Origin of the sequence: uncultured Flavobacterium sp., assembly GCF_963922255.1 — a bacterium.
In the GTDB taxonomy this organism is placed as follows: domain Bacteria; phylum Bacteroidota; class Bacteroidia; order Flavobacteriales; family Flavobacteriaceae; genus Flavobacterium.
Genome location: NZ_CAWUIC010000007.1, coordinates 109,526 through 130,879 on the forward strand (window position 1 = coordinate 109,526; position 21,354 = coordinate 130,879).

14 protein-coding genes and 1 pseudogene are annotated in these 21,354 nt (G+C 30.6%); 6 read left to right on the forward strand and 9 right to left on the reverse strand.

The genetic code is table 11. The annotated features are described in order from the left end of the window. Positions 1-139: 139 nt before the first annotated feature. Positions 140-2,398 (reverse strand): patatin-like phospholipase family protein, encoded by a 2,259-nt coding sequence (locus tag AABJ49_RS07535; protein ID WP_338377559.1) that lies wholly within the window; start codon positions 2,396-2,398, stop codon positions 140-142. Positions 2,399-2,402: 4 nt separating this feature from the next. After that, positions 2,403-4,202: an excinuclease ABC subunit UvrC gene (gene uvrC / locus AABJ49_RS07540; protein WP_338377561.1), complete on the reverse strand. Its 1,800-nt coding sequence runs from the start codon at positions 4,200-4,202 to the stop codon at positions 2,403-2,405. A 108-nt stretch (positions 4,203-4,310) separates the two neighbouring features. On the opposite strand from uvrC, the gene AABJ49_RS07545 reads away from it, so the two are divergent. The 3 genes from AABJ49_RS07545 to AABJ49_RS07555 are packed head-to-tail and all read left to right on the forward strand — an operon-like array spanning position 4,311 to position 7,140. Continuing rightward, positions 4,311-5,285, forward strand: coding sequence for a succinylglutamate desuccinylase/aspartoacylase family protein (locus AABJ49_RS07545; protein WP_338377563.1), 975 nt, complete (start codon positions 4,311-4,313; stop codon positions 5,283-5,285). A gap of 57 nt (positions 5,286-5,342) precedes the next feature. Continuing rightward, on the forward strand, positions 5,343-6,599 hold the full coding sequence (locus tag AABJ49_RS07550) for a pyridoxal-dependent decarboxylase (RefSeq protein ID WP_338377565.1): 1,257 nt from the start codon (positions 5,343-5,345) through the stop codon (positions 6,597-6,599). Further along, positions 6,574-7,140, forward strand: a complete 567-nt coding sequence (locus tag AABJ49_RS07555) for a 5-formyltetrahydrofolate cyclo-ligase (RefSeq protein ID WP_338377567.1) — start codon at positions 6,574-6,576, stop codon at positions 7,138-7,140. Before AABJ49_RS07550 ends, AABJ49_RS07555 begins: the two co-directional genes overlap by 26 nt. Before the next feature lies 1 nt (position 7,141). On the opposite strand, the gene AABJ49_RS07560 is transcribed toward AABJ49_RS07555, so the two are convergent. From AABJ49_RS07560 to AABJ49_RS07575, 4 genes are all read right to left on the reverse strand, one after another. Then, positions 7,142-7,747, reverse strand: coding sequence for a lipoprotein signal peptidase (locus AABJ49_RS07560; RefSeq protein ID WP_338377569.1), 606 nt, complete (start codon positions 7,745-7,747; stop codon positions 7,142-7,144). A gap of 86 nt (positions 7,748-7,833) precedes the next feature. Further along, entirely contained in the window at positions 7,834-9,171 is a 1,338-nt protein-coding gene (locus AABJ49_RS07565; RefSeq protein ID WP_338377572.1) for a DUF5689 domain-containing protein, read from the reverse strand. Between the two features lie 7 nt (positions 9,172-9,178). Then, on the reverse strand, positions 9,179-9,799 hold the full coding sequence (locus AABJ49_RS07570) for a hypothetical protein (RefSeq protein WP_338377574.1): 621 nt from the start codon (positions 9,797-9,799) through the stop codon (positions 9,179-9,181). Between the two features lie 11 nt (positions 9,800-9,810). Next, positions 9,811-12,594, reverse strand: a complete 2,784-nt coding sequence (locus tag AABJ49_RS07575) for a TonB-dependent receptor (RefSeq protein ID WP_338377576.1) — start codon at positions 12,592-12,594, stop codon at positions 9,811-9,813. 140 nt (positions 12,595-12,734) lie between these two features. On the opposite strand from AABJ49_RS07575, the pseudogene AABJ49_RS07580 reads away from it, so the two are divergent. The 3 genes and pseudogenes from AABJ49_RS07580 to AABJ49_RS07590 all read left to right on the forward strand — a co-directional run. Next, a pseudogene (locus AABJ49_RS07580) lies at positions 12,735-13,829 on the forward strand (endonuclease/exonuclease/phosphatase family protein); the annotation flags it as partial. Between the two features lie 511 nt (positions 13,830-14,340). Beyond that, positions 14,341-14,874 (forward strand): 3-hydroxyanthranilate 3,4-dioxygenase, encoded by a 534-nt coding sequence (locus AABJ49_RS07585; RefSeq protein ID WP_338377578.1) that lies wholly within the window; start codon positions 14,341-14,343, stop codon positions 14,872-14,874. Between the two features lie 198 nt (positions 14,875-15,072). Continuing rightward, positions 15,073-16,626 (forward strand): aldehyde dehydrogenase family protein, encoded by a 1,554-nt coding sequence (locus tag AABJ49_RS07590; protein ID WP_338377580.1) that lies wholly within the window; start codon positions 15,073-15,075, stop codon positions 16,624-16,626. 102 nt (positions 16,627-16,728) lie between these two features. On the opposite strand, the gene AABJ49_RS07595 is transcribed toward AABJ49_RS07590, so the two are convergent. The 3 genes from AABJ49_RS07595 to recO form a co-directional block, all read right to left on the reverse strand. Further along, positions 16,729-17,109, reverse strand: coding sequence for a TraR/DksA C4-type zinc finger protein (locus AABJ49_RS07595; protein WP_338377646.1), 381 nt, complete (start codon positions 17,107-17,109; stop codon positions 16,729-16,731). 9 nt (positions 17,110-17,118) lie between these two features. After that, positions 17,119-20,520 carry an isoleucine--tRNA ligase gene (ileS, locus tag AABJ49_RS07600; protein ID WP_338377582.1) on the reverse strand — a complete coding sequence of 1,134 codons (3,402 nt, stop codon included), beginning with the start codon at positions 20,518-20,520 and terminating at the stop codon, positions 17,119-17,121. Positions 20,521-20,640: 120 nt separating this feature from the next. Then, on the reverse strand, positions 20,641-21,354 hold the full coding sequence (gene recO, locus AABJ49_RS07605; RefSeq protein ID WP_338377584.1) for a DNA repair protein RecO: 714 nt from the start codon (positions 21,352-21,354) through the stop codon (positions 20,641-20,643).

A 21,354-nucleotide genomic window follows, 5' to 3' on the forward strand; every position in this document is an offset into this window, starting at 1 on the left:
ATGGTTTACCATAACTTTCGTTAACAATCAAAAAGAATATAGACTCATTCAGGATTTCTCTTGATGAGGAATTTTAAGTGAGCTAATAAATTATCCGATTTTTTCATTAGTACAAATATCGTAAAAATATTTTAATTTATTAAAACCAATATCCAATACTGAACCAAGTGTAATGATCTCTAGTCTCAGGTGACCAAGAATGCTTGATTTCTAAAGGTCCAATTAAGGAGTCAAATCCATAGCCAAAGGCATATCCAGAAAATTTTGGATGTGAAAACCAATCCTCAGATTCAAAAATTCTGTCGCTAATGTTTGCATAATTTGCGGTAAAGTTTAAATAATTTTTTTTAAACACCTCATATTCAATCATTGCAGAACCTTTGATATAGCTACTGCCTGACAAACTAAGAAAATCATATCCAAAAAAGTGTTGAAAATTATTTATTTTGTTAAATCCATAACCTCCTAAAACAAAATCAAAATAAGGAATTGTTCGTTCACCAATTATTGAGCCTAGTTCTGATTGTAGTTTAACAGAGACTTTTTGGTAAAAAGTTTTTACTATCCCAATATCTCCTTTAATTGTAGAAAAACGCTCAAAATTATTATTAAAATTAGAAGAAAAAAGATACGATTTTAATTCTCCATTAATATACCAGCCTGATTTTGGAAAATATTTTTTATCAAATGAATCATATTTTAAATTACCAAAAACAGAAAAGTAATCACTTTTGTCAAAAATTGGAGTTAGATTTTGCAATGTAGGTGATTGAATTCTTAAATGTTTTAATTCAACACCTGTTCCAATGAGGAACAGTTTGCTAAAAATGGTTTCCACAAATATTCGATTGGAAAAATCTGAATAATCAATATTAATAGAATTTATGTCTAAATTGGTTAATGTAGTTCCATTGTTAAAATCATTTTGAATATTTTTATTAAAAGTGTTTAATCTAGAGTTTATGCCAAAGCTCCAATAAAAACCATTATCAATAAAGTAGTCAAAATTATACCTGAAATTATCTCCTAAAATTATATCTAAAGAAGCAACATCATTTTTTGATAATAATTTTTTTTGTGTTAGGTTTATTAATAAAGAGCTTTTATATAAATCGTCATAGTGTAAGCCAAATTTAATAAAAGTATTTACCTGATTTTCTTTTAAATCAAAGACTAAATTGTCGTTTTCGTCAAAACTATATAATATTGAACTAAAATTATCGGTGGCATTTAAACTATTAATACCTTTTTCAAATTTATAAAACGGGATTTTTTTATTTTGATTAAAATTAAGTTTCCCAATAATATAAGACCTTGTGTAGTTTTTTAAGTCATTTATTCCAATATCTTTAACAGTAATTGAATCACAAATTTTGATCTTTCTCTTAACAATTTTATCTTTAGATTGAAGTTGGATCAATTTTTCTATTTCATTCCTAGAAGCTTCTTCTCCTTTATTAATAATTAAATTGCTTTTGTCAAATGAAAGAACCGACATACCTTTAACGTCTGGTTTAATGTACACATCAGTCAGAAGTATTTTACTTTTCATTTTTTCAATAGTATTGAAATTAGAAATTTGCATCAAAACACTTGTTACACTTTGTAAATCTAATCTGTCTTTTAAACCCTCTTGTACATCTACACCAATTATAATATCTGCGCCTAATCTTTTTAATTCTTCAACTGGATAATTATTTTTTACACCTCCATCTACTAGTAATTTACCATCAATTTCAATTGGGTTATATAATGTTGGTAATGCTCCACTAGCAATAATTGCTTCGGCTAGCGTTCCTTTTTTTAATAAAACCTCTTCACCAGTTTCAATGTTTGTAGCCACGCAAAAAAAAGGAATTGGCAATTGACTAAAATCTTTAATGTCTTTTACATGATAGGTTAATCTAGATAAAGTATTAAAATTATACATTCCTTTTGAAAGGCCTCTTGGAGAAGAAATTTTCAAGTTCTTAAAAGGTAACGTTAAAGAATATAATTCATCGTTTCTTTTTTGATTAAACCCTTTAGAACTTCTGGGAACAAAATCTTGAATTAATTTATCAACATCCATTTGAGAAAAAGCATATTCTAGTTCTTTGCCAGAATAACCGGAAGCATATAAGCCTCCAATAATTGCACCCATACTTGTTCCACCGATATAATCAATTTTGATATTAAGGGAATCGATTATTTTTAAAACACCGATATGAGCTAAACCTTTTGCACCACCACCAGAAAGCACTAATCCTATTTTAGGTTTTTGTATGGAATCTTGAGCGTAAATTGGAGTAGAAAATAGAAAATAGAAAATAGAAAACAGAAACAAAAAAGCATAATGAATTGGGAGAAGTCTTTTCTCTTTTTTCTTTTCTCTTTTTTCTTTTTTCTTAAAAATCAAAATATTAAGTTTCTTTTTCTTTGTAAAATTCGGTAATTTTTTTGGCTTTTGAAAGTCCTATAACATCAGAAATTTCTTTTTCTGTAGCTAATTGCAATCTTTTAACACTTTTAAAATGTTTTAGTAACGTAATCATTGTTTTTTCTCCAATTCCTGGAATTGATTCTAAGGAATTTGTTAAAGCAGCTTTACTTCTCTTATCTCGATGATGTGTTATTCCAAATCGATGAGCTTCATTTCTAAGAAACTGAATAATTTTTAAAGTTTCTGATTTTTTATCCAAATACAACGGAACCGAATCACCCGGATAAAATAATTCTTCCAGTCGCTTTGCAATTCCAATAATAGCAATTTTTCCTCTTAAACCTAAAGCATCAATACTTTTTAAAGCAGAAGATAATTGTCCTTTACCACCGTCAATAATTATTAGTTGTGGTAATGGTTCGTTTTCGTCCATTAAACGCTTATATCTTCTGTAAACCACTTCTTCCATGGAAGCAAAATCATCGGGTCCATCAACTGTTTTTATGTTGAAATGTCGATAATCTTTTTTACTTGGTTTGCCATCTTTAAAAACCACACAAGCTGCTACTGGATTTGTTCCTTGAATATTTGAGTTATCAAAACATTCTATATGTCTAGGCTCAACCGAAAGACGTAAATCTTTCTTCATTTGAGCCATAATTCTATTGGTATGTCTATCTGGATCGACGATTTTTATTTGTTTCAATTGATCCATTCTATAGTATTTGGCATTTCGAATAGACAAATCTAAAACTTGTCTTTTATCTCCTAATTGTGGAACTGTTATTTTTAAATTTTCTCCTAAAGATATTGGAAAAGGAAGAATAATTTCTTTTGAATTTAATTTAAATCGTTCTCTGATTTCAACAACAGCTAGTTCTAATAATTCTTCGTCAGATTCTTCTAGTTTTTTCTTGATTTCCATAGTGTGCGAACGAACGATCGCTCCATGAGAAATTTGTAAGAAGTTGACATAAGCCATTGCTTCATCCGAAACAATTGAAAACACATCAATATTCGACAGTTTAGGGTTTAATACAGTAGATTTTGCTTGATAATTTTCTAAAACCTGAATTTTTTCTTTGACTTTTTGAGCCGCTTCAAATTGCATGTCTTCAGCCAATTCTTTCATTTGTTTTTTAAATTCTTTTAAACTATCCTTGAAGTTTCCTTTTAAAATTTGTCTAATAGCTTCTACTTGCTTCTGATAATTTTCTAAAGATTCTAATCCTTCACATGGACCTTTGCAATTGCCAATATGATATTCTAAACAAACTTTATATTTTCCTGATTTAATATTTGCTTGTGACAAATCATAATTGCAAGTTCTCAAAGGATATAATTCTTTAATCATTTCTAAAATCGTATTTACAATTTTAAAATTAGTATATGGGCCATAATATTCTGACCCATCCTTTGTCATTCTTCTTGTGGGAAAAATTCTTGAAAAAGGTTCGTTTTTAATGCAAATCCAAGGATAAGATTTATCGTCTTTTAATAAAATATTATACCGTGGTTGAAGTTTTTTAATTAAATTATTTTCCAACAACAATGCATCTGATTCTGTGGCAACAACAATGTGTTTAATAGATGCAATTTTTTTTACTAAAACACTAGTTTTGTAATTATCATGTTTTTTAGTAAAATAACTCGAGACCCTTTTTTTTATATTTTTAGCTTTTCCAACATATATAATCTTATCGTCTTTATCAAAGTACTGATAGACACCAGGATTATTGGGTAAAGTTTGAATTTGAAGTTCGAGTGATGAATTAGTCATTAAAAATTTGATTTTTCGAATAAGCTCGATAACAAATTTACATAGATTTTTATAGTAGTACTATTTTCTAAATAGGAATTTCTTACTTTTAACACTTATTATCATTTTATGAAAAAGAATAAAGTTATAGAATTGTTGGGTGAAAGTATTTTACCTGGAACAAGCAAAACTATTGAAGTTGAAATTGCCAAATTACACACAATGACAAAGCTTAAAATTCCAGTAATTATTGAACGTTCTAAAATTGATGGTCCAACCGTTTTGTTTAGTGCTTGTTTGCATGGAGATGAAATCAACGGAACTGAAATTGTACGCCAAATTATTCGCAAAAAAATAAACAAACCATCACGCGGAACCATAATTTGTATTCCAATAATAAATATTTTTGGCTTCATCAATCAAACTCGAGAATTTCCAGACAAGCGTGATCTGAATCGTGTTTTTCCCGGAAGTAAAAATGGCTCATTAGCCAGCAGGTTTGCTCATTTTTTGGTGACAGAAATTATTCCAAATGTTGATTATGCTATTGATTTTCATGCTGGTGGAGCCAGTCGTTTCAATGCTCCACAGATAAGAATTGTTCCAAACAATCTTGAATTAAAAGAATTAGCAGCAGTTTTTAATTCTCCATTTACATTATATTCAAAAAACATCCAAGGTTCATTTAGAAATGCATGTACAAAATTAGGTGTAAAAATGTTGCTTTTTGAAGGTGGAAAATCTTTAGATTTAAATGATATGATAACTGAAGATGGTGTTCAAGGTTCAAAACGTTTTTTAAAGCATTTAAACATGTTAAATCCAGATGTAGAATCTTTTAAAAAAGAACAAGAAACTATTTTTATTGAAAAATCGAATTGGATTCGATCAAATTTTTCTGGTATATTTCATGGTTTAATAAATATTGGTAGTTATGTAAAAAAAGGAGAAGTTTTAGCAATGATTTCTGATCCTTTTGGCAAGGTGGAGCACAAGTTAAAAGCACCAAATGATGGCTATGTTATTAATGTAAATGATGCACCAATTGTGTATCAAGGTGATGCTGTTTTTCATATTTCTACCAAATTAGAAAATCAAAACTAACATTTATCATGTTTTGCTGTTTGAAGTAATGGTAATTTTGTACTCAAAACTACCATAATGCATTATTGGAAAAAACTGTCGCAAGAAGAACGAAAAAATAGAATTGAAAAAGCGCTTCAAAATAATATTAATTTCTCTAAGGATATTTCATTAGGCTATCCAGCGTCTCAACTCGATGGACAAGTGTTTTATGATGATGCTCCTTTTTTAAAAGATGCTCCTACGCTACAAACTTTTGTTGCAAATCCAAACAATATTGGTTGTCATACTTATGGTGATTCGGAAAGTGCTTTTGGTGGTACTCAAGATATAGAAAGAGAGGTTTTAAATGTGCTTGCTGTGGATGTTTTCAAAGCAGATCCTAACCAATTTGACGGTTATATTGCTCCAGGTGGAACTGAAGCCAATATCCAAGCCTTTTGGATTTATCGCAATTATTTTATAAATGAGCATGGTGCCAATTTATCCGAAATTGCATTAATAGCTTCTGAAGACACTCATTATTCTATTCCAAAAGGAGCAAATTTACTTCAAATTGACAGAATAAATGTACCTGTTCATTTTGAAACTAGAGCTATCGATGAAAATAAGTTAGTAGAATTACTGCTAATGGCAAAAGCAAACGGCAAAAAATATTTTATTGTAGTGTCAAATATGGGAACAACAATGTTTGGTTCTGTGGATAATCCTGAAACTTACACATCCCTATTAGAAAAACATCAATTAACCTACAAATTACATATTGACGGAGCTTATGGTGGATTTGTTTATCCATTTAATAATCAAAATTCAGCAATAAATTTCAGCAACCCAAAGATAAGTTCTATTACTATTGATGCTCATAAAATGCTTCAAGCACCATATGGAACAGGAATTTTTATTTGCCGAAAAAATTTAATTGAAAATGTAATCACCAAAGAAGCTAAATATGTTGAAGGAATGGATTTAACCCTTTGTGGAAGTCGTTCTGGTGCAAATGCAGTGGCTGTTTGGATGATTTTATTTACTTATGGGCCTTTTGGTTGGTTTGAAAAAACGAGTGTTTTACAAATGCGAACTCAATTTTTATGTAATGAATTGGATAAATTGAATGTAAAATATTTTAGAGAACCTTACATGAATATTGTTACTATTCAAGAAGAGTTTGTTCCAAAAGCTTTAGCTAAAAAGTTTCATTTAGTGCCACAAGAACATCATGGAGAAAACAAATGGTATAAAATTGTTGTAATGAATCATGTGGAAGTCGAACATTTGACTATTTTTATAGACGAATTAAAAGCGACAATGTATGTTGAAGAAGGAATTAAGAATTAAGTATAAAGAATTAAGACAACATTTATCAATTGAAGAAATTGATAAAAAAAGTTTAGCTATTGCAAACCAATTATTAAAATTAGATATTTGGGAAAGTACTTATTTTCATATCTTTTTACCTATTGAAGAACAAAAAGAAGTCAATTCTGAATTTATATTAAATATTTTACAAGCAAAAGACAAAGAAATTGTGATTTCAAAATCTAATTTTGAGACAACTTCGATGGAACATTTTCTTTTAACTGATAATACCAAGATAAAAAAAAACAACTACAATATTCCTGAACCTATAAATGGATTAAATGTGCCAACCGAAATGATTGATGTAGTTTTTGTGCCTCTTTTAGCCTATGACAAGCAAGGAAATCGTGTTGGCTACGGCAAAGGCTTTTATGATAAGTTTTTATCAGAATGTAAAACAAACGCTATTAAAATAGGGCTGTCTTTCTTTATACCAGAAGAATTAATTGAAGATGTTTATGAAAATGACATTAAATTGAATTTTTGTGTGAATCCAGAAGACATAATTTCTTTTACATAAATTAACCTTCTATAGTTCCAAAAGCTTTCTTATTGAAAACAATTAGAATTCCAACACCAACAGAAATTGCAAAATCGGCTACATTGAAAATAGCATTAAAGAAAGTAAAAGGTTTTCCACCGATAAAAGGAACCCATTCTGGCATAGGATAATCAACTATAATAGGAAAATAGAACATATCAACAACTTCTCCGTGAAACCAAGTTCCATATGGTTCTTCAGCAAATATAGTTGCCACTTGATGATAGCTATCGTCAAAAATAACTCCATAAAAAACAGAATCTATTATGTTTCCTAATGCTCCAGCAAAAATTAGAATGATAGCCACTATTAAATATTTTGAACTTTCTTTTTTTAGCGAATCTTGTAACCACCAAGCAATTCCAAAAACGGCAAAAATTCTAAAAACAGTTAAAATTATTTTTCCATAATCACCCGGAATTTCTGCACCCCATGCCATTCCTTCGTTTTCAATAAAATGAATTCTAAACCAATCAAAAACTTTAACTTCTTCGTTTAAGAAAAAGTTAGTTTTGATATATACTTTAGAAATTTGATCGATTAATAAAACTATGAAAATATATAGATAAGCTTTCTTTAAAGACATTTTTGAAAATTTAATGCACAAAAGTAATGATTTTATTCCATAAAAAAAGCGACTCATCTGAGTCGCTTTTTAAATAGATGTTTTTTTTATTCTCCGTATACTTTTACATCGTCTACCTGGAAAGCTCCGTCCAAATTTAAATCTGTACCTGAACCTGTGAATTTAAAAGCTACATGAATATTTCCTGAATAATTAGAGACATTTATGAAAGATGTTAAAAACTGATACCATGAAATATCCATATTTGGAATATTAGCATTTAAAGTTTGCCAATTAGCAGATAAAACATTAGTTCCATCATAATTTGTAGAAACTAAAACTTCCAAAGAGTTTCCTGGAGAATCTACGTCTAAATGATGTTGTGCAATTTTAAAAGTAAGCACTTCATTTATTGTATTATCTAAATTAATTGCTGGTGTAACTAACCAAACTTTATTAATTGCTGCTCCAGAACCGTAAGCACTAAATTCTGCATATCCATTTCCGCTAAAAGTTTTTTCTCTCCAAAGCCACGATCCACTTTCTGCAAAATTAGTCCAACCTGGATTGTTTAAATTTGTATTGTTTGTAGCTGTTTGGAAATCTTCAGAGAAAAACGGTGTTAGTAATTGAAATCTTTCGTCGTTAAGATTAACATCATTAATTGTTCTTATCATAAATTGATAATCACTATTGTATTTTGTTAATACACCTCTAATTTTTCCACTACCACTAGGAATTGCATTTGAAGCAAAATTTGAATATTCACTTACTCTAACAATAACTTGTTGTCCTAAATTATCAGTTATTAAATGATTCGTTGCAGTCCAAGTTGAAACTGCATTTAAACTTTTATCAAAAAAAGTATGTCCTAAAGAAGTGTTTGTAAATTGAACATTATCAAACTCAATAAGCTTATTCAAATGTTGATCATTTAAAGCTTCATTTATAGTCATATGACTTACAATTTCATCTTCATTAACTTTAGTGCAAGAACGTTTTAAAACTTCTTTGTACTCAACACCACTTATTCTACCTACTTCACCTTCATAAAGACTTCCAATAAGTGTAGAACTGTGTTTTTTCATAACATAAAGATTCTTCATGTTTACATAAACCAACCTTCCTGGCTCAAATTCATTGAACAAGTTATAGGTGTCAACTGGCATACTAAAACCTATACTTCCATCAACTGATTGAAATGATATAGATTTATAAAAGTTTCCACCTTCATCACTTGAAGTTACATATGCTTCAATTATATCCTCAGTAGGGTAAATTGTAGCTGTAGTTGTAGCTGTAGAAGTAATGTCTGAAACAATTTTTGTAGCTGTTAAATTAACACATTCTCCTGATAAATCTGGTGCATTGTACTCATCACTATTAACACAACCTGTAGTGATTGCGATAAGTGATATTAAAATTAAATTTTTAATTGTTTTCATAGCTATATTAATTTTCATTATAAAATAAAACATTATCAATTTGAAAAGCTCCATCAAAATTAGTATTTGTACCTGAACCTCTAAATTTGAATGCAATGTAAACTTTTTCTTTGTATGAAGAAAGGTCAATTGTTGAAGTTACAAATTCATACCAAGATACAGAAGTATCAGGAATATTTGCATTTAGTGGAGTCCAAGTTGCATTTAACACATTTGTACCATCATAATCACTAGAAATTAAAACTTCTAAAGAATTTTCAAAAGAATTCACATCTAAATGATGTTGAGCGATATCAACTCTTAAGGTTGGTTTGTTATAATTTGTCAAATCAATTTGTGGAGTAACTAACCAAGCTATATTAGAAGTCGCTCCAGAACCGAAAGCACTAAACTCAGCATATCCATTTCCGCTAAATGTTTTTTCTCTCCATTTCCACGAACCTTCTTCAGCAAAGTTTGTCCAATTTTCAATATCTAAGTCTGTATTAGCAGTTACATCTTGAAAATTTTCTTGAAAAAAAGGTATTTTAACTGTTGGAATAGCATAATCATCTTCTTTTACACAGCTTGTAAAAACTGCTAAACTTAATGTCATTAAGACAATTGGTTTTATAAATATATTTTTCATAGTTCTTTTTTTTAGAAATTAAGGTAGAAATTTAAGAAATAAGTTCTTCCATAACCATAGAAATATTTAGGTCCAAAAGTTCTTGTTCCGCTTACTAAATCTTGTTGTAAATCTGGGAAAGTTGCTTTTCTTGATTGCTCAAAACCACCTGTTTTGTATTCAATATCAAACACATTGTTAATAGATGCGAAGAAACCAACAGTGTTTCTATTTTTCTTACTAATTCTCCAAGATTTTCCACCAATAAGGTTTACTAATGTGAAAGAGTCAAATTTTTCTTGTTTTAATAAACTTCTAACTGTTTCTTCATCAGCACCATCAAAAGATATACCAGAATTGTCAAGTGTAAAATTATCTGTTCTTAAAACATTTGAAACATCAATATAGCTATCTGCTAAATAATTAACGTTTGCTCCAATCCACCAAAACTTAGGTGATCTGTATTCTAATCCCAAAGAATAAGCTTGTTGAGGCATACCTGCTTGTCTGTAGCCATCTAAATATGACTTACCATAAGAAGTTAATGGGTTTGTATTAGTTGCACTAGCTTGAGCATCATCATTAATATACAAGTTTGGATTATTATCATAAATGTATTGTCCATAAGATGCAGCACCTGTTGCCTTAACTGTAGAAGTAATCTGATATTCAATACCTAACTCTACTCCAATATTCTTTTTATTTATCCCTGTAACGATTTCACTAATAAAAGCATCTTCATCTCCAACAACGTCTGAAATGTTTTCAGCATAGTAGAAAGAAATTTCTCTTGTATTTTGAATTTTTGTCATGAAACCTGTTAATCTTGCTTTTAATTTAGGAGCTCTTATGATATAACTCGCATCCATACTCATAATATTTTCACTCTCTAGGTCTGGAGTGTAATTATTGTTTAAACGAGCATTTGAGAATGTATTTCTTAAATTTGGAGCTTTAGTTAAATATCCTCCATTGAAACTTAATAAATGACGACCTGTAATTTTATAAGTTAATCCCCCTTTGAATCCAAAGTTTTCAAAGTTTACTTTATCACTATCTCCATAAGAGTTATTAGCATAAATTCCGTTTCTATATAAACCTTCTCTATGATATTCTGTTCTAGAAAAAGATTGAGCCAAATAGAAATCTACCTTGTTATAAGTAAATTTAAATTGTGTAAAAGCGTCAGCAACTGTTGCGTTTAAATTATAATTATATCCATAAGTATCTCCTTCGCCAACTTGTCTGTTAGGGTTGTTTAAGTCTGATTGAGAAGCATCCCCCACATAAAATTGATCGATATCTAAATAATAACTTCCACCCATTAGGTCTAATAGGTTTTGATAATTATGAGACCTTAATTTTTTGAAAGAAACTCCTGCATTTAAACTAACATTGTCCGATAAACTTGACGTTAAGATTGAGTTTGCACTAAATTGATCATCATCCGTTCTATCTTCATATAAAACATAAATACTTCTTCCTGGAAAAGAGCTGTTTTGGTTAGCAATATACATTGCATTCCAATCAATTTGACTGTTGTTTAAAAAGAAATCTTTTGCAGTATCTGCACCTGCCTGATTAGGTGTCCAAACATCATCTGTAAATGTATTTAAGAAATAACTTGGTAAGTTTCTATAGTACGTTGGGTCTGGATTGTTTCCGTTAGTAAAGTCAATTCTAGAGTTTCCTATAGAACCTGTTTGATAAGAAACATTTGTATTTAATCTATTGTTTTCATTAAATTTCCAATAGTGAGATAAAATCATCATTGGTTCTTGAATATCTTTATCTCTTGAGTTTCTTTTTTTACCATCTTGATATCCCCAATATGAATTATATTTATAACCCATTAAATCCGTAACTTCTTGAGTGTTTGGAGAACTTTTTCCTCTACTATTTTGAGCAAAGATTGAAGTTAAATTTAAACTATGTTTATCATTAAATTTTTTTTCAACACTAGCAAATAATGAATTGGCACTATAATCCGTTCCTTCAAAGTGACCTTCTTGAGCCCATCTTCTTGAAGCAGAAAGTGTATATGCCCAACCTTTACTGTTAAAACCAGAAGCATGAGTAGCCATAGCTCTCCAACTGTAGTTGGTGTTTGTTCCTGAAAAAGTAACTCTATTTCCTGGACGATAAAAAGAAGCTCTAGTATTTATTTCTTGAGTTCCCAATATATTTCCAAAAGTATAATCAGATGGTGCTGTTCCCATAGAAAACTCTTGATTTCTAGTAGCATCATTTAAACCTCCCCAATTACTCCATTGTGGTCTACCATCATAAAGTTTATTCATTATTAAACCATTAATCATTGTAACACCATATTCATTATCCAAACCACGAACTCTAAACCTAGCTTGTCCCCAGTTAAATGCTGCTGCTTGTTGAAACACATCTCTTGATGCCTGTAATAATCCAGAAGTACTCTCTGAACCACTATTATCGTCACCTAAATCACTTTCTGTGATAGTAACTAAACTAAGTTGTTTTTCTGTTGTAATATCTTCTTCAATTACAACTGTACCTAAATCTAATAATTCTCCTTCTGTTAATTCTAGTTGAAACACTTGTGTTGTGTATCCTGTGTAAGTAACAATTAAAGAATGATTTCCTGAAGGCACTTTGTCAAATTTAAAAACTCCACTAACATTTGACACCTTAGATTGATTGGTACTTTCAATTGTCAATACAACATTTTGAAGCGGCTTCAATGTTTTAGAATCAATTACCTTACCTTGTAAACTAGCCTCTTGACCAAAAACAACCATTGTTTGTATTAAAAATAAAATACCTAATAATAGTCTTTTCATAAAAAATTTAAATTAATTTTGAATATTAAAATTGTGTTAAGAATATAACTTAACAGACTGCAAATGTACAATTTTTAACAATATTATATACCTTTGACCCAAACTTTGAATAAAATTGACATTAAAATAACATTAAACCAATGAGAATTAAACAAGTTATTATTGCTCTTTTACTTATAACATCAGTAAATATAGGGCTTTCACAAGAAAAAAAATTTGAATTACACACAATTGCCTTCTATAATGTAGAAAATTTATTTGATACTATTAACGACCCAACAATTAACGATGAAGAGTACTTACCTGCAAAAGGTTGGACTTATAAAAATTATAAAAAGAAGCTAGACAACCTAAGTAGAGTGTTACTTGAAATAGGAACAAATGAACAGCAAAGAAATAGCCCTACTATAATTGGAGTTTGTGAAGTTGAGAACAGAAGAGTTTTAGAAGATTTGGTTAAACAACCAAGATTAATTAATAAAAACTATAAAATTGTTCATTTTGATTCACCTGATCATAGAGGAATAGACACCGGTTTATTATATGATCCATTGCACTTTAAACCTACAAGTTATGCAAACATTCCTTTGTATGTGTATAGTGACGGAAAAGTTCCTTCTAAAAAAGAAAAAAACGAAGATACTGACGATACAGAGTCTGTAGATAAAAAATCAAAGAGAGTGTACACTAGAGACCAACTCTTAGTAACTGGTCTTTTAGATGGAGAAGAAGTTAGCTTTATTGTAAATCACTGGCCTTCACGTTCTGGAGGTGAAAAGAAAAGTAGTCCTTATAGAGAAGCTGCTGGTGCTTTAAACAGAAAAATTATTGATTCTCTTTACAAAATTAATCCCAATGCTAAAATTATTACAATGGGCGATTTAAATGACGGACCTTATAACAAAAGTGTTAAAAAAGAAATTGGAGCTGTAGCTAAAAAAGAAGATGTAAAAAAGTCTGGTATTTTTAATCCGATGGAAGAAATGTCAAATAATGGTATTGGTTCTCTTGCCTATAGAGATTCTTGGGATTTATTTGACCAAATCATGCTTTCAGAACCATATATAAACAAAGATTATAATTCATGGACTTATTGGAAAGCTGGAGTTTATAACAAAGATTTTTTAATTCAAAAAGAAGGACAATACAAAGGATATCCTTTAAGAAATTCTAACGGTGTTCCTGGTTTTAGTGATCACTTTCCTGTTTATGTGTATATAATTAGAGAACAAAAACCTAATAGACAAATAGTAACAAAAGCTGTTTCATCTAAAAAAGAGATTTCATTTAATAAAAACAAAGAGGGCCAAATAGAAATTCCTTGTACAATTAACACAGCTGGGTCAAATTTTGTATACGATGCTGATCTTGAAGATATTTTAATTTCTGGAAAAGATGCCTTGTTTTTATTAAAAACAGGTAAAGTAAAACCTGAAAATTATTCTGGAGAACAAGCTTATTCTCTTTCTGACGGAAGAATTCCAGAAGGTTCTACATTGTTAATTGACTCTATTGAATTTAATGGATTTACTTTAAACAATGTCACTGCGGTTATAACTAATGGTATTTCTTCTCCACTAGTAATCGGAGAAAATACTTTAAGAACTTTGGGTAAAGTTGAAGTAAATTATAAAGAAAGTACACTTTCAATCACAAAATAAATTTTACAATTATATCATAAATTAAAGGTTAGTTCACGCTAACCTTTTTTATTTTTAGTAACTTCGTATGTTTAAATAGGATACTATGGCAATACAAAAACCATTCAATCTAAATAAATGGGTTGAAGAAAATAGAGATTTATTAAAACCTCCTGTTGGTAACAAAAATTTATATGTAAGTTCGGGTGATTATATCGTAATGATTGTGGCTGGACCAAATGCACGAAAAGACTATCATTATAACGAAACCGAAGAATTATTTTATCAATTAGAGGGAAATATTACCGTTTACGTTCAAGATAATGGCAAAAAGAAAGCCATGCAACTTGGTCCTGGAGATATGTTTCTTCTTCCTGCAAAAGTGCCACATTCACCAGTTCGAGAAGAAAATTCTATCGGATTAGTTGTTGAAAGAAAACGTGCTGGACAAGATATTCCTGACGGTTTATTATGGTTTTGTGATAATTGCAATCATAAGTTATATGAAGTTTACTTTGAATTAAAAGATATTGAAGTTGATTTTCTAGCACATTTCAAACATTTTTATGGTTCCAAAGAATTAAGAACATGCAACAATTGCGGAACAGTTATGGAAACTGACAAACGATTCGTAAAATAATTTTTTGGAGCTATTTCCAGCTATCCACTATATCTTTTTATCTCGTTTTAAGAACGAGATAAAAAGGATGCCGTTGCTATCTGGGCTAGGGCAAAATCTTAAAAATCACTATGTATTGTGTAACAACAATTGCAAAAAAATTCAAAAAAAAGACCTATTTTTGCTAAAAATATAACAAAAACATTAAAAAAAGTTACAATGTCAACAATAGCACAACAATTCGGAATGGTAGAAGCTCTTGAGAAATTAGGGGTAAAAGCTATTAACGAAGGAACCTCAACCGGAAACATATGGTTTTCAAACGGAGAAATCATTGAAAGTTATTCACCAGTTGATGGTCAATTAATAGGTAAAGTAAAAACAACTACTGCTGCAGATTACGAAAGAGTAATGCAAAGTGCAACAGCTGCTTTCAAAACATTTAGAGCCATGCCAGCTCCACAAAGAGGAGAAATTGTTCGTCAATTTGGAAACAAATTAAGAGAATTAAAAGAACCTCTTGGAAAATTAGTTTCTTACGAAATGGGGAAATCTTTACAAGAAGGATATGGAGAAGTTCAAGAAATGATTGATATCTGTGATTTTGCAGTAGGTTTGTCTCGTCAATTGAACGGTCAAACTATTCCTTCAGAACGTCCAGGTCACGTTATGAGAGAACAATGGCATCCTATTGGTGTAGTTGGAATCATTTCTGCCTTTAACTTTCCAGTAGCCGTTTGGTCTTGGAATACAGCTTTAGCATGGATTTGTGGTGATGTTTGCGTATGGAAAGCTTCTGAAAAAGCTCCTTTATGTTCTATTGCTTGTCAAAATATCATTGCAGGAATTCTAAAAGAGAACAATTTACCAGAAGGAATTTCATGCATCATCAATGGTGATTATAAAGTAGGAGAAATGATGACTACTGATACAAGAATTCCTCTAATTTCTGCAACAGGTTCAACTCGTATGGGAAGAATTGTTGGAGCAACAGTGGCAGAACGTTTCGGAAAATCATTATTAGAATTAGGAGGAAACAATGCTATTATCATTACACCAACTGCAGATTTAAAAGTGGTAGTTCCTGGTGCTGTTTTCGGTGCTGTTGGAACGGCTGGACAAAGATGTACGTCTACAAGACGATTAATCATTCATGAATCAGTTTATGATAAGGTTAGAGATGCCATTGTGGGTGCATACAAACAATTGACTATTGGAAATCCATTAGATCAAAAAAATCATATTGGACCACTAATTGATAAAGATGCTGTAAACACTTATTTAGCTGCTATTGAAAAAGCAAAAGCAGAAGGTGGAAAAGTATTAGTTGAAGGTGGTGTTCTTTCTGGTGAAGGATATGAATCTGGATGTTATGTAAAACCAGCGATTATAGAAGCAGAAAATCATTTTGAAATCGTGCAACATGAAACTTTTGCTCCAGTTTTATACTTAATGAAATATTCTGGTGAAGTTGAAAACGCTATTGAATTACAAAATGGAGTTGCTCAAGGTTTATCATCAGCCATCATGACTAACGAAATGAAAGAAGCAGAAAAATTCTTATCATTTGCAGGTTCAGATTGTGGAATTGCTAACGTAAACATCGGAACTTCTGGTGCTGAAATTGGTGGAGCCTTTGGTGGTGAAAAAGAAACTGGTGGTGGAAGAGAATCTGGTTCTGATTCTTGGAAAGTATATATGAGAAGACAAACAAATACTGTTAACTATTCAGATCAGTTGCCTTTAGCACAAGGAATTAAGTTTGATTTATAGTAGATAGTATTAAGATTATAGAATTAAGTATTAAGACTTATTCAAATAAAAAACCCTTCAAACAAAATGTTATGAAGGGTTTTTAAATTTTAAGTAATTTTTTTATCGTTGCATATTCTTAGCTTCAATACTCATAGTAGCATGAGGAACCAATTTTAAACGCTCCTTGTTGATTAATTTTCCTGTTACTTTACAAACACCATACGTTTTGTTTTCTACACGGAAAAGCGCGTTTTTCAGGTCGCGAATGAATTTCTCTTGACGAATAGCCAAAGCAGAATTTGCTTCTTTAGACATAGTTTCACTACCTTCTTCAAATGCTTTAAAAGTTGGAGATGTATCATCAGTTCCATTATTCAAATCATTCATATAAGCACTTTTTATTAAATCTAAATCGGCTTGTGCTTTTTCAATTTTTTGTAAAATCAATTCTTTAAACTCAGCTAAATCTGCGTCTGAAAATCTCATTTTTTCTTCTGTCATCATAGTGTATTATTTTGAGATTAATATTCTTGTTTTAATGTCATCAAATTCAATTTCTGTGCCATTTATCATTTCATCCACAAAAACTAAATTTTCGGTTAAGGTTTCAGATTTAATATAGTCTTCATTACTGATAATTGCATCTTCTAAAATTCCATTCTTTAGCAATTCAACTTTAATCTTATCAGTAACCTCTAAACCATTATCTTTTCTAATATTTTGAATTCTGTTGACAAGCTCTCTAGCTATACCTTCTTTTCTTAATTCTTCCGTAATTGTTATATCTAAAGCTACTGTGATACCATTAGCATTAGCAACCAACCAACCTGGAATATCTTGAGAAGAAATCTCAACGTCTTCTAATGTTAAATTTATACTTTTTTCTCCAATATTGATACTTAATTCTCCTTGCCTTTCCATTTCATCGATGTTTTCTGCAGTGAAATTTTGTATCTGTTTAGCAATCAACCCCATATCTTTTCCAAAACGTGGCCCAAGAGCTTTAAAATTAGGCTTAATTTGCTTTACTAAAACTCCAGATGCATCATCTAAAAGTAAGATTTCTTTTACGTTTACTTCAGCTTTAATCAAATCAGAAACAGCTTCTATTTCTGCCTTCTGAGAAGCGTCAAGTATAGGAATCATTACCTTTTGCAACGGTTGGCGTACTTTAATCATCTCCTTTTTTCTTAGCGATAAGACTAAAGAAGAAACCGTCTGAGCTTTCATCATTTTGCTTTCCAGCGATTTATCAACATATTTTTCAACATATTCTGGAAATTTCGCCAAATGTACACTGTCAAAGTTTTCTGAGTTTGTTGTCTGTGTTAAATCTCTGTAAAGTTTATCCATAAAGAATGGAGCGATTGGAGCACTTAACTTTGAAACCGACAATAAACAAGTATATAATGTTTGATATGCTGCAATTTTATCGGTTCCATATTCTCCTTTCCAAAATCTTCTTCTGCACAGACGAACGTACCAATTACTCAAATTTTCTTGAACGAAATCTGAAATTGCTCTTGCCGCTTTTGTTGGTTCGTAATCCGCATAGAAAGTATCTACATCTTTAATTAAAGAGTTTAATTCTGATAAAATCCAGCGATCAATTTCTGGTCTATCTTCTAATGGAATTTCAGCTTCAGCATAAGTGAAATTATCAATATTAGCATATAAACTAAAAAACGAATAGGTGTTATATAATGTTCCAAAGAATTTACGACGAACTTCTGCAACACCTTCTATATCAAATTTTAAGTTATCCCATGGATTTGCATTAGCAATCATGTACCAACGTGTAGCATCTGGACCATATTCAGCTAAAGTAGTGAATGGATCAACAGCATTTCCTAGACGTTTAGACATTTTTTGGCCTTCTTTGTCTAATACTAATCCGTTTGAAACTACATTTTTATAGGCAATTTTGTCAAAAACTAAGGTTCCTATAGCATGTAATGTATAAAACCAACCACGAGTTTGGTCAACACCTTCTGCTATAAAATCAGCTGGAAAATCTTGGTTTCCATCAATTTTTTCTTTGTTTTCAAATGGATAATGCCATTGTGCATAAGGCATTGCTCCTGAATCGAACCAAACATCAATTAAATCACTTTCTCGTTTCATGGGTTTCCCTGATGGAGAAACTAACACAATGTCATCGATTACATTTTTGTGTAAATCCACTAAATCGTAGTTTTCTTCACTCATATTACCAATTTCAAATGCTTTGAATGGATTTTCCTTTTGGAAACCAGCTGCGATTGATTTTTCTATTTCAGTATACAATTCTTCTACAGAACCTATTAATATTTCTTCTGTTCCTTCATCATTTCTCCAAATTGGCAATGGAATTCCCCAATATCTGGAACGTGATAAATTCCAATCATTTGCATTTTTTAACCAATTTCCAAAACGACCTTCACCAGTAGCTTTTGGCTTCCAGTTGATGGTTTCATTTAAGTCAAACATACGTTCTTTAACTTCTGTGACTTTAATAAACCATGAATCTAATGGATAATATAAAATGGGTTTGTCAGTTCTCCAACAATGTGGATAACTGTGTACATATTTCTCCACCTTAAAAGCCTTGTTTTCTTCTTTTAATTGGATAGCGATTTCTACATCTGCAGAACGCTCTGGAGCTTCACCATCATTGTAGTATTCGTTCTTTACATATTTTCCAGAATAGTCTCCTAAACCTTGTATAAATTTACCTTGCAAATCCACTAAAGGCACTAAATTGTCATTAACGTCTTTTACCAACATTGGAGGAACTTCAGGTGTAGCTTCTTTGGCCACTTTAGCATCATCTGCTCCAAATGTTGGTGCTGTGTGAACGATTCCTGTTCCGTCTTCTGTTGTAACGAAATCACCAGAAATTATTCTGAATGCATTTTCTGGATTATCATTTGGTAACGCTAATTTCATTAGTTGTTCGTAACGAATTCCAACTAAATCACTTCCTTTAAATTCTTTTAAAACTTGAAAAGGAATTTTTTTGTCTCCTTCTTTGAAATTTTCAAAATCATGTGCTTCTGAAGATTCAAAGAAATTTTTATTGAATTGTTTTCCAACTAAATTCTTAGCTAAAATTACTTTTGTTGGTCTGTAAGTATATTGATTAAATGTTTCAACTAAAACATAATCTATTTTTGGCCCAACTGTTAATGCTGTGTTTGAAGGCAAAGTCCAAGGAGTTGTGGTCCAAGCTAAAATATGAATATCTCCAAGTTCAGTTAAGAAATCTGGCAAAGATTCGTTTATAGCTTTAAATTGAGCCACAACTGTGGTATCTGTAACATCACGATATGAACCTGGTTGATTTACTTCATGAGAAGATAAACCTGTTCCTGCTTTTGGAGAATAAGGTTGGATTGTGTATCCTTTGTACATCAAATCTTTATTATAGATTTGTTTCAACAACCACCATACACTTTCCATGTACTTCGATTTGTAGGTCACATACGGATTTTCCATATCTACCCAATAGCCCATTTTTTCGGTAAGGTCATTCCAAACATCCGTGTAACGCATCACGGTTTTTTTACATGCTTCGTTATATTCTGAAACTGAAATTGTTTTTCCTATATCTTCTTTAGTGATTCCTAGTTCTTTTTCAGTTCCTAATTCTACAGGTAAACCGTGAGTGTCCCAACCCGCTTTACGCTTAACTTGAAATCCTTTTTGTGTTTTATAGCGACAAAAAATATCTTTAATTGCACGAGCCATTACGTGATGAATACCAGGCAATCCGTTTGCAGAAGGAGGTCCTTCAAAAAACACGAAAGGTTGGTTTCCTTCACGAGAAGTAACAGATTGTTCAAATATGTTGTTTTCTTTCCAAAATTTAAGGGTTTCTGATGCAACAGTTGGCAAGTCAAGTCCTTTATATTCAGTAAATTTTGTGCTCATTTTATCGTTTTCTTAAATCAATTTGCGAAAGTAATGAATTTTGAAAAAACGAACACTAATTTCCTAAATTTTCATATGTTTTTTATGATAATTTTAGATTTAAGAAGTGAATTTCAAAAATTATGAAAAAACTTCCTTCAAAACATCTAAAGATTTGGGTTTTTTGAAACCGTCTAAATGTGTAGAATAATAATCCAATAGAATTTTTAGCAATAATTGTCTCTCTACTGAAGCGAAATTCAATTGATTGTCATCAAACTTTAAATCAATAAGCTTATTTAATAATGATGTTTCATGTTTCGACAAACAACTTGTTCCTTCTAATGGAGAAAAAATTCCATCAATGGTTTCAAAGTAAGGTAATTGTCTTTCTGAAATATCTGGATAAAACCCCAAATATTTTGTCATTTCCAATAATAAAATCAGGTGAAAATTAGAAACTTCATCGTGAGTATCTAACCATTGAAATGCAGTTTCTAGAAAAGAGAATAAGTTCTCGTTTTTTTCTTCTTCTTTAATACTATGATGCAATACTTCAGATAGGAAAATTACAATTGTACTTTTAAAAATATTAGTGTTTATACTTTGGTAAGGGAATGCTAATTTAATTTCTTTGAAGTGCTCTAAAGTTCCTTTATTTTTGTGATTAGCTTCAATTTCAAGAATATTCAAAGGTTGAAAATATGCAATTTTCTGATTGTTTTTTTGAGATGAAAAGGCATTTCTAACAAAATAAGATTTTAAACCATCTGATTGTGTAAAACATTTAACAACAAGGCTTTTCTCTTGGAATTTTAATACTGAAAGAACAATTGCTTTGGTTTTGACTTGCAT